Origin of the sequence: Vibrio coralliilyticus, from assembly GCF_024449095.1 — a bacterium.
Lineage (GTDB): Bacteria > Pseudomonadota > Gammaproteobacteria > Enterobacterales > Vibrionaceae > Vibrio > Vibrio coralliilyticus_A.
Genome location: NZ_CP024627.1, coordinates 825,142 through 839,772, shown reverse-complemented (window position 1 = coordinate 839,772; position 14,631 = coordinate 825,142). Strand labels below are relative to the sequence as shown.

The following is a 14,631-nucleotide window of genomic DNA, read 5'->3' as shown; positions in this document are numbered from 1 at the left end:
AGCATTCAAATAAGGTTCATTTATTGAGTGAATTATCGGGTCGCAAGTAGATCGCCATAACGCTCAAGTTTACTCAGCCTCAAATTAGCATTGGCGATAAAGGTCGTTTTATCTTTTCCAGTCAGAGACTTAGATTGCGGTAATTTAACGGTTCTTGGATTTTTGTGCACGCCGTTGACCAAAAACTCGTAATGCAGGTGTGGACCTGTCACTCGCCCTGTACCACCTAAAGTACCAATTGTTTGACCTTGTTTCACTCTTTGGCCTGTTTTCACCTTACGTTTAGTTAAGTGCAAATACTTGGTGATATAGGTATTGCTGTGTTTGATAAACACATAGTTACCGTTGAATTGGTTGTAACTGGATTTTTGTACGATACCATCGCCTGCCGCCCAAATAGGGGTTCCAACTGGAGCTGCGTAGTCCGTGCCTCTATGTGCGCGCACCTTACCAGTGACAGGATGACGACGACGCGGATTAAAGTTTGACGACACCCGGCGGAAATCGAGGGGCGAGCGCAAAAATGCTTTCTTCATTGCACGGCCATTCTCGTCGTAGTAGTTGCCATTTTTATCGTTGAGAATTGCTTTGAAAGTATCGCCTTGGTTAGTAAAAATCGCCGCAATAATCTTGCCACGTCCAACAACTTCCCCTTCGACCACACGCTCTTGATAAAGAATTTCAAAATGATCTCCTTTGCGGATATCAAGAGCGAAATCAATGTCCCAACCAAAAATACCTGCCAGTTCCATGATCTGGTTGGCCGTCAAACCAGCACCCACACCTGCATTCCAGAAGTTAGACGTAATGTCGGCCTCTGCATAGTTGTATTGGTAATGCACTTCCTTCTTGTCTAGCGATGAAGTAAAGCCTTTATCTGAACGGGTAATCAAAAAGGTTTCGTAGGCACTGAGCTGACGTTGAATTTGAACCAACTGATTATTGGTATCAAAGCCAAATTGAAATGAATCACCAGGTCGGACACGAGTCAGCTGTCGTTTAATTTCATCACTGGTAGTCGTGAGATCATAGAGAAGCCGAGATGACAAACCCGCACGTTGGAAGAGCAATGCCATGCTGTCACCAGAACCTATGGTATGTTTCTCCCAGCGTAACGCTGCTGTCGTATTTTCAGAACGCGAAGAAACCAATGTATCCGCATTGATAGAAATAGGATAGTGCTCTCCGACCTTATATCGTTTTTCGTCCGGTCTGAGATCTTGAGGTGATGGTAGAAACAGCGCGATGACAATCAATGCACTAAATAAGGTGATACAGGCTCGGTGCATCCATGGAAGTCGAGCGAAAATAGACAACATTTATGTTCGTTCTACAAAATTCAGTAAAAATAGTCAGCTGTTTAGTCTAACTGGTTTCAAAAAGCATCGCTATTCAAGTAAGATGGGAAATTACCAAATTTTTGCCAAATCTGTGGGAGTGAACAAGAATGGCGAGCATTGAAGCTGCACTGGCCGAGATTAAACGCGGCGTTGAAGAGCTAATTCCAGAAGAAGAGCTGATTGAAAAGCTAAAAGAAAATCGTCCTCTACGTATCAAATTGGGTGCCGATCCAACTGCTCCGGACATTCACCTAGGCCACACGGTTATTTTCAATAAGCTACGCTTGTTCCAAGAGCTAGGTCATGAAGTTACCTTCCTTATTGGTGACTTTACAGCAATGGTTGGTGATCCAACGGGTAAGAACACCACTCGCCCACCACTAAGCCGTGAAGATGTACTGCGTAATGCTGAAACATACAAAGAGCAGGTATTTAAAATTCTAGACCCTGCGAAAACCAAAATTCAATTTAACTCTGAATGGTTGTCTGAATTAGGTGCCGAAGGCATGATTCGCCTTGCTGCTAACCAGACCGTTGCACGTATGCTGGAACGTGATGATTTCAAAAAGCGTTACGCCGGTGGTCAGCCGATTGCTATTCATGAGTTTATGTATCCATTACTCCAAGGCTGGGACTCCGTTGCAATGGAAACCGACGTTGAACTAGGCGGTACCGACCAGAAATTTAACCTGTTAATGGGTCGCGAACTGCAAAAAGCTAATGGGCAGAAACCGCAAACAGTTCTTATGATGCCATTACTTGTTGGCCTAGACGGTGAAAAGAAAATGTCTAAGTCTGCCAACAACTACATTGGTATCAGCGAAGCGCCAAGTGAAATGTTCGGTAAGATCATGTCAATCTCCGATGATTTGATGTGGAGTTACTACGAGCTTCTGTCTTTCCGTCCTCTTGAAGAGATTCAAGCGCTCAAGGCGGGGGTAGAATCAGGTAAGAATCCACGTGATGTTAAAGTTGCTCTAGCGAAAGAGATTATTGCTCGCTTCCACAGCGAAGCTGATGCAGATGCGGCAGAACAAGAGTTCGTCAATCGTTTTGCTAAGAACCAAATTCCTGATGAAATGCCAGAATTTGCTTTTGATGCCGGTCTTCCTGTGAGTAATATTTTGAAAGAAGCAGGGCTGTGCGCTTCAACTTCAGAGGCGATGCGCATGGTTAAACAAGGGGCTGCAAAGATTGATGGTGAGAAAGTTGCCGATTCTAAGTTTTCCCCAGAAGCTGGGACTTATGTATTCCAAGTTGGTAAGCGTAAATTTGCTCGTATTACCGTGCAATAAGCTCTGATTAAAGCGATGAAAAGCGCCACATTGGCGCTTTTTTTTATACGATAAGTTTGACTAATAACCCGTGTTTTTTTCATTAAATTGACTGTAAAAAATTTTGGGGTTTGTTATCATGCCCGCGCTGCCAAACTGGCAGTTTATTCGGAGATTTTTATGAACAATACCGACCATCCTCCTAGTATGAAGGGAGAAAAATAACCCCACTTCGGTATTGGCGTTCTTCGTCTCTGCCTAAGTGGCAGAGTGACTCTTTTCTAAAGCTATCTCTAATTTTTCTCCTTCCTTTCTAGAACTCAGTTACAGGCTCATACTCAGTATGCGTTTGGCGTGTTGTACGTTCTGTAACTTGATGGTCGTTACCTACTGCCAATCGGGAGATTCGCCATGACGGTAATGAGCAATACATACATTGAAAACACCCCGCACTTTTCATCAGAAGAAATCGGGGCAGCTCGTAATGCATTTCTGCAATACGAACAAAGCCAGCAAGTTCACTTGTTGACGGTAATGTCGATTGAAGAGGCGGTGGCTATCTTGCACCACTGTTCAATTGGTTATGTCCAACAATTAATGTCAGTGCTGGAAAACGAGGGCCATGACAAGCTGGCACGGCATTATGCGCATCGGTTAGGCTTAATTCACTCTGAAGTGGAAACATCCAACAGCTATTTACGGACTTCAGTTTTGGGGCACGTAAAACAGCGTATCGGCTGGATTATTGCTTTAGCGCTACTGGGCATAGTTTCTGGGCTAATCATTGCTCAATATGAAGATACATTAAGTCAACTGGTACTATTAGCAGTTTACATGCCTGTTATTGCAGCGGCAGGAGGCAATACTGGGACTCAAGCAGCGACTTTGGTGATACGGGCTTTAGCAACAGGAGAGTTGAAAAAGCGCCAATGGTTAGCAGTATTCTGGAAAGAAAGCCGCGTGGCGCTCTGTTTGGCTTTAGCAATCGCTTTGGTCATTGTCGGCAGAGTGATGCTCTTTAGTGATGGGGCATCAACGGGAGGTTTTGCACTTACGAGTATCGCATTAGCGATTGCTATCGCGCTGTTTATTCAGGTCACAATGTCGACAACTTTAGGCGGCTTGTTACCCATCCTAGCGAGGGCATTTAAGCTGGACCCTGCTGTGTTGGTGAGCCCAGTGTTAGCATCGATTGTCGATATATCAGGAATGTGGGTTTACTTTACGGTTGTGAATCACTTCTTAGGTATTGCCTGACTGAACTTAACGATGTCTTTATAAAACAGAGTTTCAAATTGAGTGATAGCAGCGATGGTAGGTTTGCCATCGCTCTTTTTCTTTGGTGGCAGGTAGTCTGCTACATATTGTACAAATAACGTCGATGGTTTTCCTGAATGGTCTAAACCGAATCCCGCCATGTTATAACTTCCGTAAAGTGAGCCACTTTTTGCAATAAACGCCCCTTTCACTGGAGCTTTGCGCATACTTCGACGATATTTGAGCGTGCCAGATTCACCAGACTTTGGCATTAATTCGATCAGCTTTAGCTTATCGTTGTTGAGCCAGATATAGCGCAAAATTTTCGCCATGGCATGGCTGGTGAAGCGATTGTTGCGTGACAAGCCAGATCCATCAGCCAAAGGAGTAGACTCAAGATCTACCCCTGTATTGGAGAAGATAATTTGCTTAATGGCTTGAGTCCCATTACTGAAGCTGCCCGGCTGAATATAAAATCTCGCCCCGAGTGTTTTTGTCAGATTATCCGCAATCAAGTTGTCTGATTTTTTCAGCATGGTTTCAAGTAGCTTGGAGAGCGGTAACGAACTGTGGGTAGCGAGTAGAACATCACTTTCAGTATGTTTTGGCATGCCAACACGAACAGAACCTTTAAAAGAGAGATCGAGCTGATTTAACACATTATTTAACATACGTTGAGTGTAAAGCTCTGGGTTTTGTACTGCGAATTTTAACGGTAGAGGTTTGATCCGTTTAGTTAAACAACCTTGCAGCTGATAGTGATTATCTGGGGAGGAAATAAGTTCGAGGTCACACTGAGTACTTTCTTGTTGGTCTTTACTCACACTCAACGCCTGAGTGGTTACGTAGATGGGGAAATGTTCAGGCACATAAACGCGAGTATCGCCATCATCTTGAGTATATATGGAGGCTTGAACACAGTTACCATCAAGAGAAATTGCAGTTGCAGGTGCACTATAGCAAACACCTAAAATATCCCATGGCCAGCCGACAGCGCGATCGTATCCGGTAAAGGCACTGTTATCCAACCATATATCACCTTCAATATGGCGAAGCCCATTTCTTTTCGCGACGACAAACAATTGCTTTAAATCCTCAGTCGTCAGAGTGGGGTCTCCTGAAAAGTGGATGACGATGTCTTTACCCACCCGCTTGAGCTGTGTTTCAAAGCGAAATTGATCCCCTAACTCCAACTTTGCAGCTAAGGCGGTAACAAGCTTCAATGTGCTCGCAGGGGGGAAAAAAAGCTCGCGATTATGCGTATCAATTAACGTGTCTTGTTCAACAAGTGATTCGACAAGCAGAGCCGCTCTGCTGCCCTCAGGTAACTGGGCTACAGGTGTATACGCGAAAGAGGGCAATGAGAACAAAGAGATAAGAACGAACAGAGACCGTTTGAAAAGCTGCATAGCAAGGCGCCGTGAGATAGAAAAGACAGAAAGCAGTATAACCAGTAAAAAAAGCGCCCGCTATAAGCTAGCCTATTACCGCCCAAAAGACACTGGGCTGAAAACCTAACAATCGTTTGATGAGCAGCTTTAAACGGGCTTTATTACCTTTTATCTAGCTACTTAAGTTTGAGGGCCTGCAACAACTCCATTGATGGTGCAAAAAAGTACGCCCCTGTCACTGCTTCTGTAAAGCGCAGCAGCTGATCAGTTTTGCCATCGGTCTCGCCATACATACTGTCTAGCATGACTTTAAAGTTGTGAAGCGTATTGCAATAGGCAATGAAGAGCAGACCATGCTCACCTGACACGCTGCCGTAAGGTAAACTATGGCGCACAATTTTCAAGCCTTTACCTTCTTCTTTAATATCTACACGTCCAACATGGGAAGCGGCCGGTACATCGTCAAGTTCAATCGAGTCTGGCTTAGTTCGCCCAATGACCTTCTCTTGTGCAGATACATTGAGTCGGCTCCAAGAAGGTAAATCATGAACAAAGCGCTGCACCATCACATAACTGCCACCTGCTAGCGCTCCATCAGGGATAATTGCCACTTGCTCACGCTGGGCCTCTTTCGGGTTTTCTGTGCCATCGACAAAATCTGTCAGATCGCGGGAATCTAGGTAGCGGTAGCCATAGGTTTCATCAACGATAGCGACATTGTCCGATGCTTGAGCCAAAAACTGGCGCAACAAATAAAAATGCAAATCATGGCGATTCGAATGGCAGTGAATCAACACATCCACCTCAGAGCTTGGAGCAACCGTCTTACCTGTTCCAAGTTGAGGAAACTCGATCAGCTCACTTGGCATTGCTACATCACACCGTGACCAAAAAGATTGAGTGAAAGCGATAGACAATGTTAACCCCGCCCCCGGCTGTTGTTGGTTAAGTTCGTCAGCCAGCAGTGGTAGTGCTTGGATCTGTTCTAAAACAGCCGCATGGTTTTGGATAACTTTAAACAAAGTATATTGAGCGAAAGGTCCCGATTCAGGAAGAATAGCAGTTTGAGGGGTGGTCATTTTGATGTCCTCACATTGACGTAGTTGCGCTGTGTATAGTGTTTTCTTTTAGGTGCATTGATAACGTTCATCGTCAGATCAATTCGATGGTGGGAGGGAAAAGCAGTCACGTACGCTACGGCTTTTATAGACATACATCGCAAACCACAATAAGAGTAATAAGGTAGCAGCATTAGCCCAATGAAAAGCACCATGTTCAAGATAAACATGATACAGGGTCTGGACAAACTGGCCGCCAATCGCCAATAAGGTGATCCCCTTTCCCCATCCCACCAAATGACTGACCCATTGCCGCTCAGGGCTACGCAAACTGATCATCCACATTAATAAAATGCTGGGCAGCCCCATCGCTAAGCCTAAGTACAGCATCGAATGATCGGGGTAAACAATATTGAGTATTTTGGCGCCGTTTTCTCGGCTCGCACCCGCAACGATAAATACTATCCAAGCTTTAGCCAAGAACATCCAGCCCAGCCAGAGCCATTTAGGTGCGTTGAGGAAACCATGTTTATCATATTGCTCTAAAGCGTATCGCACAAACGAACCACTATGGTTAGAAAAATTACTCTCCACTTTATACCAATTAACGCATTTTTCTATTAGAGATTAACTTTGTGATGTAATGGCAAAAAGTACACACCCTTTAAGCGTTCTTTTGTATCCGCCTTATTGAACTGACCACAAACAGTAAAAGCAGTAATACAGGAGCCAACCAAAGCAGTGCATTAGCAACATTAAACTCAGGTTTGTACAAAACGAATTTACCGTATCGTTCTGTCATGAACGCTTTGACCGATTGCTCACTCTCACCTTGGTTAATCTTTTTGAATACGATCAGGCGTAAATCCTTGGCAATAGGAGAGTTAGATTCAACTAAGTTTTGGTTTTGACACTGAGGGCAGCGCAGAGACTTGGCCAAACGTAATGCCTTATCCTGAAGCTCCGGTGAATGAAACTCAAACAGTTCCACCTGAGACACTTGCTCGTCAGGCACCCCCATAAAGATGTCTTGGCCCGAGGCTGTTACGTTCGGAGAAATCAGAATCAAAAGCAGCCCAAACAACATTCTCATTGCTGTGTCTCCGATTCAAAAAAATGCGCAAACTTTCTCTGCCAGCTACTCGTACTCAACAGCCCAGAATGCTTATACACGATCTCACCGGCTCGATTGACCAAATATGTTTCCGGGGTTCCTACAACGCCCAAATCAATAGAGAGCACCCCTTTAGGATCATAAATCACACTTCGATAGGGGTTACCTAACTGATGTAAGTACTGCTCTGCTGCATTTTTCTGATCTCGATAGTTAAGCCCAATAATGGTAATACCCTGTTGGCTCAGTTGATTTAGAAATGCATGTTCTGAGCGACAAATGCTACACCACGAAGCCCAAACATTAACCAGCTGATACTCGGACTGAAACAAGGCTTTTGTTTCTGCTGGTTCACCACCCATCAACCTCTCCACCTTTTGCTCAGGGAACCCTCGAACCACAGCGTAGCTTTCTCGGTTGGAATCTTCGCTTAATGCCGAACCCAATAACGCCATAAAGCCCACCAGCAAGGTGAACAGAAGTAAGTATTTATGTTTTTTGGATAACATCGTACCGATTTTTACTCACTATCTTATTACCACATATCGAGAACAAAGGGAGCAGTGCCGCAAATATCGCGAGTATGCCACCACCCCATATCCACCAGATATAAGCGTTATACTGAACTTTGACTGCGTAGTTTTCCTTATCCACTTTAGCGGCCAATGTTACATAATAGTCCCCTAGCAAGGTCGATTTAACCGAAGGCTCACTCATGTTCATCACCCGGACAGGATAGTAGCGACGTTCAGGCTTGAACTCATACACCTCTCCCTGCGAGTCAGTAAAACGTAACACGGCTTGTTCTGCGGTATAGTTTTTGTCTACTCGCCAGTTCGTTTCTATATACTCTATCTTCCCGCCATGAAACTCAGCAAGCGTTCCTGGCCCTAGCTTGTGAGTCAATTGAGAAGAATGCTCGGCATTCATCACACACCCTATCGCACTGATGGCTAACCCGATATGGGCAAGCACCATGAAAGCCTGCTTGCGCGAGCGAACCAATAACCAGATATGACCAGAGACTACCCAGAACGCCAACCCCCACACCAGCAAGGCAGGCACGGACAGCCGATCTACTTGGATGAAATACAGACAAGCGCCAAACAACAGAGAAACAACCACGAATGTAATAATACGCCGCCGTGAACTGGCTAATCCACACTGCCATTTTAAAAATGGCACCCAACCCATCGCTGCTAGCGCTAATACTGTGAGCGGCAAGAACAGAGTATTAAAATAGGGGGCTCCAACCGATATTGAACCTCGTTGTATGAATTCATAAATCATCGGATAGAAAGTACCTAGAAAAACGGTAAAAGTTGCTATCACCAGCAGGCCAATGGCTATCAATACCAGATAAGATCGACTGAGAATAGCTGTCAACTTTTCGCTCTGAATGGCATCGCTACGCTCAATCAGCAGAGACAAAGAGGCAAGTAATGTCACTGCCAACATCGCCAAAAGCGCGATTCCTTTTCCCGGATCGACAGCAAAAGCATGGACAGACGTCAATACTCCAGAACGCACCACAAAGGTCCCTAAAATGCTAAGGCTAAAGGTCACTAAAGCCAGCGTCAGTGTCCACACAATTAACTGTTGATGACGTCTAGACGCAAGCATACTGTGCAGCAAAGCCGTGCCCGTTAACCATGGAAGCAATGACGCATTTTCAACCGGGTCCCAGAACCACCATCCCCCCCATCCTAACTCATTGTAAGCCCACCATGAGCCAAGCAATATCCCTAGAGTAAGAAAGATCCAAGCAGAGATCGCCCAAGGTTTACATAGTATGACCCATTGGTTGTCATACGGTTTTTGCATCAACGCTGCCAAGGCAAATGCCAGCACAGTGGAGTAACCAATGTAACCGAGGTACAACAATGGTGGATGAAAAATTAATCCGACATCTTGAAGCATTGGATTAAGATCCCTGCCCTGCTCCAATAAGGTATGCGCATAAGTAAAAGGGTTAGAAGTCAGTAACGTAAACCAAGAAAAAGCGGCAACGAATAGAGTCATCACCCACAGCACATGCTCGAAATATTTAACATGAGAATGTCGAATTAATGAAATTAAGCTGGCCCATAGATTAAGTGTAAACACCCAAAATAGCATTGAGCCTTGATGCCCTCCCCAAACAGCGGCCAACTTGAAAAAGGTGGGTAAATCCGTGTTGGAGTGAGTGGCAACATAATCGAACTCGAATCGATCCGAGACAAATAATATCGCGAGGATCACGAGGCTTAACGAGGCCAATACCCCGTTAAGCCTGACCATTCCGATGAGAGAGAATGGCCGCTCTTGCCCTGAATAGCGACGCCAAGCCCAGCTTGACGCACAAATGGAGCTGGAAACCGCAATCCAGACCAGAGCAAAATGTCCAACCTCACCCAGCATAACTATACAACCGTCATCTGGCCGGCATAGAGAATGAAAGTCCGCAGCATCAATACCCCAACCAAGCTCAGAGTGGTCACAATAAAGATGTAGCCACCATTATGGCGCACTTCTGTTGGGGTAACCGCATTCAATGTCAGCGGTAATAGCATTCCTATCAACACCACACCAAACCAGAACCAGTTGGACCAAAATCCTCCCCCGATGGCATTCCAAGCCGCCACTTCATTCTGACCGCCGCTGAATATCAACCCCGTGAAAAAGGTCACCAAAACAAACAGTTCGAATAACACAACCGGACGTTCAAATCCATGTACCCAACTGACACTCGGACTGTGCGGCGATTCTTTAAATACTAGAATGCCAAACAGTAAGCAAGCCGCAGCACCTGAAGAAAGGCTAGAGAAGAGAAAGAGGATTGGTAAAACCGGATTGTTTAGCATCGGGTATGTTTTAAGGGCTGAGAGTAAAAAACCGGTATAGGCCGCGAGTAATAAAGCAAGCACACCGAGGAACAACTCAACAGGGTTATTCATCTTACCGATTTTGATCAACACGCCATCAACCCAGTCCAATAGACCACCCGGAAGCTTACCTTCACAGAACTGTATGATCTGGTGGCGGAAAATCACACCAATCCAAACGAATAAGACCGCCATATAAACTTGGAAGAGAATCACCCCCATCGACATGACTGAAGATGGATTGAAGTAGATCATAATCTTCCAGAATGACAAAGGTTTGGTGAGGTGGAAAATCAATATGGTCAAACCAGCAATAATGCCAAAGGGAGCCAACCAAGCGACGGCTTTAAGGATGCCATTATTGGCGGGGTCGCCTTCTATTACGCGGCGTTTGAGATACAGGCCAATCATCACAGCCCCAGCAGACATACCCGCAAGAAACAAGTAAATGGCGATAATCCAGTCCCAGACCAATGAATCGAAATGGAAAGCCGTTTCAATACCGTTCATCATGAAACCTCCCCTTTGTTGTGTGGGATTTTGTACAACTTAGGCTTGGTACCTAAGTGCGCTTTATCGCGATAGACCACATGGTTACTTAACACTTGATTGATTTGACTCTGCGGATCATTGAGGTCGCCAAACACCAAGGCTTTGGTCGGACAAGATTCTACACAGGCAGGTAACTTGCCCTCGGCAAGATTGGTATCTCGACAGAAATTGCACTTGTCAGCCGAATGATCTTCGGGGTTGAAGAAGCGCACTTGGTATGGACAAGCCGCAAGGCAGTAACCACAACCAACACACTTTTCTTTATGCACATCAACAATGCCAGTTTGCTCATCTTTATATGCGGCCCCCGTAGGGCAAACGTACACACAAGGTGGGTTTTCACAATGCTGGCAGGACTTACGAGTGAAGCGATAATCTACATCAGGAAACTCTCCCTGCGGTTCACTACGAATGATTTCCAGTCTAGAGACCCCTTCCGGAACCTTGTTAACTTCCCGGCAAGCTTCTGTACACGCGGTACAGCCTATACATGCAGTCTCGTCGTGCACCATGCCATAGAGTTTGTTATCTACCTGCTCGACATTTGCCAGTGTTTTTCGACTGCCAATCATTGCAGTCCCAGCGACGCCAGTGGTCATAATCAGAGCACCAGCACCAGTTAAAAAGCTTCGTCTAGAACAACTCATTATTCTTGCTCCTCTTTCAACTGGTTAAAGTCTGAGTGACAATCAACGCACAACTTGATTGTCTGCTTGCGATCCAAGCTAAGCACTTTCGCCTTGTTGGCATGAACATCATGACAGTTAGAACAAGTCAGATTTTTTGCATGCACATCATGCGTCCAGCTATCCTCTCGTAGGTACTTCGGCTTATGACAGTCAGTACACTGACTGTTTGCCTTCAAAATAGCATCAGGATCGAGATACACCTTCTCTGTACCCGGTTGAGATTGGGCTGATGAGAATTTAATCACTTGCGGTGCACCTTCGCGGTGATCAGGACCGATGGTACTGTGACAGTTCGTACAATTCACTTCACGACCGAGAATCTCATGGGCATTTTCACCATGGGATTGCAGAAGTGATTCCTTGGAATCCTTATGACATTGAATACATTTGTAATCTTTATCACGGATAAGCGTAACTTCATGACGAGTTGAAGCTTCTTCAGCACTGGGGGCAGAAGAATCAGCAGCAATAGCATGAAGAGAATAACCATAGAGGTAGAATGCAAGAAGAGTTTTCAGCATTATGACTATGGCCAACTTTATATTGCCCATTTTATCCTTTCCTTATTCCAGAACAGATTTTAAGCCACACTTAAAATACACAGTCTGGTCAAAACTAATGCCCTTCAGTGGTATTTTTAAAAACCACTAAATGAGATCAATTCTTATTTTGGATAAGCCACAACGCTATCAGTAATAGTCTACTCTCCCTACTCTTTAGTAGTAGCTTTTTTACACTAAAACTCGATCCTTATCACCCTATTATAAGTACGGTTAAGTAGCATAACCCATTGATGATAATGAATTTCATTACCTAAAACGCAGCACTGAACTACCCCTTTAGGGTTATTAAAAATCAACTTTGACTCAGATCACTGCTCTAAATTGATCTAAGGCAATAAAAAGCGATTCGTGCGTTTTAGAAATATTTCCTTTTATTACAATTTATTTCAGTTCTCCGATTCTTAATTTGGAATTAGCCTGTTCACAACGCTGCTAATAAACAGAATTATGGAGATAACACTGTGAAGAAATTGCACTGGATACCAAAATCTGCTGCAGCAATAATGATATTGGCAGGAACCTTAGCCAGTACTCATGGTTTTGCTGCATCTGATGAAAAAGAACTGATCGATCCACGAAATCAGGCCTATGAACAACATCACCCTGATCAGTACCAATCTTGGAAAGAAACCTCTGAAAGCGATCATATTGAAGATGCTCTCGCAGAAGATCCTAATATGGTCATCATGTGGGCAGGCTACGGCTTCGCTAAAGACTACAATAAAGCTCGTGGTCACTTTTATGCCGTGGATGACGTCCGCCAAACTCTAAGAACGGGTGCGCCCAGTGATGAAAAATCGGGCCCAATGCCTATGGCTTGTTGGAGTTGTAAGAGCCCAGATGTCGGGCGGGTCATCGACGAGCGGGGGGAAGACGGCTATTTTGAAGGCAAGTGGGCACGACTTGGCGACCAAATTGTTAACCCCATTGGCTGTGCCGACTGTCATGATACTCGTAGTGACGCCTTCAAAAATGGTCAACCTGCTTTGAAATTAACTAAACCCTATGTTGAGCGCGCTTTCCAAGCTATCGACAAGCCCTTTGAAGAGCAATCTCGCCTCGACCAGCAAGCGTCGGTCTGCGCACAATGTCACGTCGAGTATTACTTCACTGGGCCGAAAAAGTCGGTCAAATTCCCGTGGGATAAAGGCACTAGCGTCACCGCGATGGAAGAATACTATGATGCATTAGGCTTTAAGGACTGGACACATAAAGTGTCGAAAGCTCCGATGCTGAAAGCGCAGCACCCTGGCTACGAAACTTGGCGAGCAGGTATTCATGGTAAGAACAAAGTCGCTTGTGTCGACTGCCACATGCCTAAGGTCACCAAGGAAGACGGTACTGTTTACACAGATCATAAAGTCGGCAATCCATTTGATCGTTTTGAAGACACCTGTGCCAATTGCCATACACAAAGCAAAGATCAATTGAAAAACATCGTCTCTTCACGCAAAGCGCAAGTCCTCAATATGAAACTGACGGCTGAAAAACAAATCGTTGCCGCCCATTTTGAAGCAGGTGAAGCATGGAAGGCAGGTGCAACCGAAGAAGAGATGAAGGACATACTGCAAGATATTCGCCATGCGCAATGGCGCTGGGACTACGCGATTGCCTCCCATGGTGTTCACATGCATGCACCAGAAGTTGCACTAGAAGTACTAGGTACAGCCGTCGATCGCGCAGCTGATGCACGAACTAAACTGGCTCGTTTACTCGCCACCAAAGGCATCACTGAGCCTGTCGAGTTACCCGACATTTCCACCAAAGCCAAAGCTCAGCAAGCACTTGGTATGGACATGGACAAAATGAACAGCGACAAACAGCACTTCCTAAAAACAGTCGTCCCTGAATGGGAAGAATCCGCACAAAAACGTGAAGAGGCGACCTACTAAGATAGAAGAAACCAACAAAAAACCTCCCGAGTTGGGAGGTTTTTTTAATTGAAAGCCTGCCAAAGCAGCTACAACATCGATTTTGCTTGGTTCAACGAATGAATAATCGCCACTCGATCTAAATCTTGACGCTGTGAATCGAGTAACTGTGTCCATGTGTCAATTGCCTCTTGATAGCGAAAGCTAATAAAATGATCATTAGCGATCAAGGTCAAAGCCGTCACATTACGGGCATCCAACTCCAGCGCCTTTGCCAGTAAATGCTTCACCTCTTCAGTCATACGCTGGGAGCGTTCGAAGTAAAGCGCGGTCGCCTTTGCGGCAAATTGATTAGCACTACCTTCCGGGCTTAGGCGAATCGCATAATCGAAACAAGTGAGTGCCGAGGAGAAGTCCTGTTCATTCAGATAACCGTGTCCTAGTTGAAACCATAACTCAGCCTGATTGGGATCCTGCTTAAGCTGATTCTGGATATCTTGCATCCACGCATCATGAGTTTGAGTTGAAAGCACAGATTGTTGAGCTATTGGCGCTTCACCCCGTAGCCATAAAAATACTGGGAGTGATAGAGCTAAGCTGCTCACCAAGATACGTTTCATTTATCCGCTCCCCTACAAAGGAATATCTTCGATGATAG

14 protein-coding genes are annotated in these 14,631 nt (G+C 45.1%); 3 read left to right on the top strand and 11 right to left on the bottom strand.

What is annotated here, in order from left to right; genetic code table 11:
• Positions 1-32: 32 nt before the first annotated feature.
• Positions 33-1,319, bottom strand: a complete 1,287-nt coding sequence (gene shyC, locus CTT30_RS03830; RefSeq protein WP_252036083.1) for a peptidoglycan DD-endopeptidase ShyC — start codon at positions 1,317-1,319, stop codon at positions 33-35.
• Between the two features lie 128 nt (positions 1,320-1,447).
• Here shyC and tyrS point away from each other — a divergent pair, with 128 nt between their 5' ends.
• Positions 1,448-2,635: a tyrosine--tRNA ligase gene (tyrS, locus tag CTT30_RS03825; protein WP_239837605.1), complete on the top strand. Its 1,188-nt coding sequence runs from the start codon at positions 1,448-1,450 to the stop codon at positions 2,633-2,635.
• Between the two features lie 390 nt (positions 2,636-3,025).
• The gene (locus CTT30_RS03820; RefSeq protein ID WP_239837604.1) at positions 3,026-3,871 is read left to right on the top strand and encodes a magnesium transporter; all 846 of its coding nucleotides are present in this window, start codon (positions 3,026-3,028) and stop codon (positions 3,869-3,871) included.
• On the opposite strand, the gene dacB is transcribed toward CTT30_RS03820, so the two are convergent.
• From dacB to nrfB, 9 genes are all read right to left on the bottom strand, one after another.
• Positions 3,850-5,280, bottom strand: coding sequence for a serine-type D-Ala-D-Ala carboxypeptidase (gene dacB / locus CTT30_RS03815; RefSeq protein ID WP_239876350.1), 1,431 nt, complete (start codon positions 5,278-5,280; stop codon positions 3,850-3,852). The genes CTT30_RS03820 and dacB overlap by 22 nt on opposite strands.
• Positions 5,281-5,438: 158 nt before the next feature.
• Positions 5,439-6,341, bottom strand: a complete 903-nt coding sequence (locus tag CTT30_RS03810; RefSeq protein WP_252036082.1) for a Dyp-type peroxidase — start codon at positions 6,339-6,341, stop codon at positions 5,439-5,441.
• Positions 6,342-6,419: 78 nt separating this feature from the next.
• The gene (locus tag CTT30_RS03805) at positions 6,420-6,878 is read right to left on the bottom strand and encodes a DUF2919 domain-containing protein (RefSeq protein WP_239876348.1); all 459 of its coding nucleotides are present in this window, start codon (positions 6,876-6,878) and stop codon (positions 6,420-6,422) included.
• A 106-nt stretch (positions 6,879-6,984) separates the two neighbouring features.
• Positions 6,985-7,413 (bottom strand): cytochrome c-type biogenesis protein CcmH, encoded by a 429-nt coding sequence (locus CTT30_RS03800; RefSeq protein WP_252036081.1) that lies wholly within the window; start codon positions 7,411-7,413, stop codon positions 6,985-6,987.
• Positions 7,410-7,889, bottom strand: a complete 480-nt coding sequence (locus CTT30_RS03795; protein ID WP_252036080.1) for a DsbE family thiol:disulfide interchange protein — start codon at positions 7,887-7,889, stop codon at positions 7,410-7,412. Before CTT30_RS03795 ends, CTT30_RS03800 begins: the two co-directional genes overlap by 4 nt.
• Before the next feature lie 34 nt (positions 7,890-7,923).
• Positions 7,924-9,834: a heme lyase CcmF/NrfE family subunit gene (locus CTT30_RS03790; RefSeq protein WP_252036079.1), complete on the bottom strand. Its 1,911-nt coding sequence runs from the start codon at positions 9,832-9,834 to the stop codon at positions 7,924-7,926.
• A gap of 2 nt (positions 9,835-9,836) precedes the next feature.
• Positions 9,837-10,808, bottom strand: a complete 972-nt coding sequence (gene nrfD, locus CTT30_RS03785) for a cytochrome c nitrite reductase subunit NrfD (protein WP_252036598.1) — start codon at positions 10,806-10,808, stop codon at positions 9,837-9,839.
• Positions 10,808-11,497 carry a cytochrome c nitrite reductase Fe-S protein gene (gene nrfC, locus CTT30_RS03780; protein WP_252036078.1) on the bottom strand — a complete coding sequence of 230 codons (690 nt, stop codon included), beginning with the start codon at positions 11,495-11,497 and terminating at the stop codon, positions 10,808-10,810. The genes nrfD and nrfC overlap by 1 nt, the downstream gene beginning before the upstream one ends.
• Positions 11,497-12,090 (bottom strand): cytochrome c nitrite reductase pentaheme subunit, encoded by a 594-nt coding sequence (gene nrfB / locus CTT30_RS03775; protein ID WP_252036077.1) that lies wholly within the window; start codon positions 12,088-12,090, stop codon positions 11,497-11,499. Before nrfB ends, nrfC begins: the two co-directional genes overlap by 1 nt.
• 515 nt (positions 12,091-12,605) lie before the next feature.
• Here nrfB and nrfA point away from each other — a divergent pair.
• Positions 12,606-13,994: an ammonia-forming nitrite reductase cytochrome c552 subunit gene (nrfA, locus tag CTT30_RS03770; RefSeq protein WP_239868538.1), complete on the top strand. Its 1,389-nt coding sequence runs from the start codon at positions 12,606-12,608 to the stop codon at positions 13,992-13,994.
• A 68-nt stretch (positions 13,995-14,062) separates the two neighbouring features.
• Here nrfA and CTT30_RS03765 read toward each other — a convergent pair whose 3' ends face one another.
• Positions 14,063-14,593 carry a TPR domain-containing protein gene (locus tag CTT30_RS03765; RefSeq protein ID WP_252036076.1) on the bottom strand — a complete coding sequence of 177 codons (531 nt, stop codon included), beginning with the start codon at positions 14,591-14,593 and terminating at the stop codon, positions 14,063-14,065.
• Positions 14,594-14,631: the final 38 nt, after the last annotated feature.

Excerpts from the sequence above, each read along its gene's own strand:
- nrfA (WP_239868538.1), top strand. The coding sequence starts at position 12,606 with ATGATATTGGCAGGAACCTTAGCCAGTACTCATGGTTTTGCTGCATCT.
- nrfD (WP_252036598.1), bottom strand. The coding sequence starts at position 10,808 with ATGAACGGTATTGAAACGGCTTTCCATTTCGATTCATTGGTCTGGGAC.
- shyC (WP_252036083.1), bottom strand. The coding sequence starts at position 1,319 with ATGTTGTCTATTTTCGCTCGACTTCCATGGATGCACCGAGCCTGTATC.
- dacB (WP_239876350.1), bottom strand. The coding sequence starts at position 5,280 with ATGCAGCTTTTCAAACGGTCTCTGTTCGTTCTTATCTCTTTGTTCTCA.
- CTT30_RS03820 (WP_239837604.1), top strand. The coding sequence starts at position 3,026 with ATGACGGTAATGAGCAATACATACATTGAAAACACCCCGCACTTTTCA.
- CTT30_RS03795 (WP_252036080.1), bottom strand. The coding sequence starts at position 7,889 with ATGGCGTTATTGGGTTCGGCATTAAGCGAAGATTCCAACCGAGAAAGC.
- CTT30_RS03790 (WP_252036079.1), bottom strand. The coding sequence starts at position 9,834 with ATGCTGGGTGAGGTTGGACATTTTGCTCTGGTCTGGATTGCGGTTTCC.
- CTT30_RS03800 (WP_252036081.1), bottom strand. The coding sequence starts at position 7,413 with ATGAGAATGTTGTTTGGGCTGCTTTTGATTCTGATTTCTCCGAACGTA.
- tyrS (WP_239837605.1), top strand. The coding sequence starts at position 1,448 with ATGGCGAGCATTGAAGCTGCACTGGCCGAGATTAAACGCGGCGTTGAA.
- CTT30_RS03810 (WP_252036082.1), bottom strand. The coding sequence starts at position 6,341 with ATGACCACCCCTCAAACTGCTATTCTTCCTGAATCGGGACCTTTCGCT.
- nrfC (WP_252036078.1), bottom strand. The coding sequence starts at position 11,497 with ATGAGTTGTTCTAGACGAAGCTTTTTAACTGGTGCTGGTGCTCTGATT.
- nrfB (WP_252036077.1), bottom strand. The coding sequence starts at position 12,090 with ATGGGCAATATAAAGTTGGCCATAGTCATAATGCTGAAAACTCTTCTT.
- CTT30_RS03765 (WP_252036076.1), bottom strand. The coding sequence starts at position 14,593 with ATGAAACGTATCTTGGTGAGCAGCTTAGCTCTATCACTCCCAGTATTT.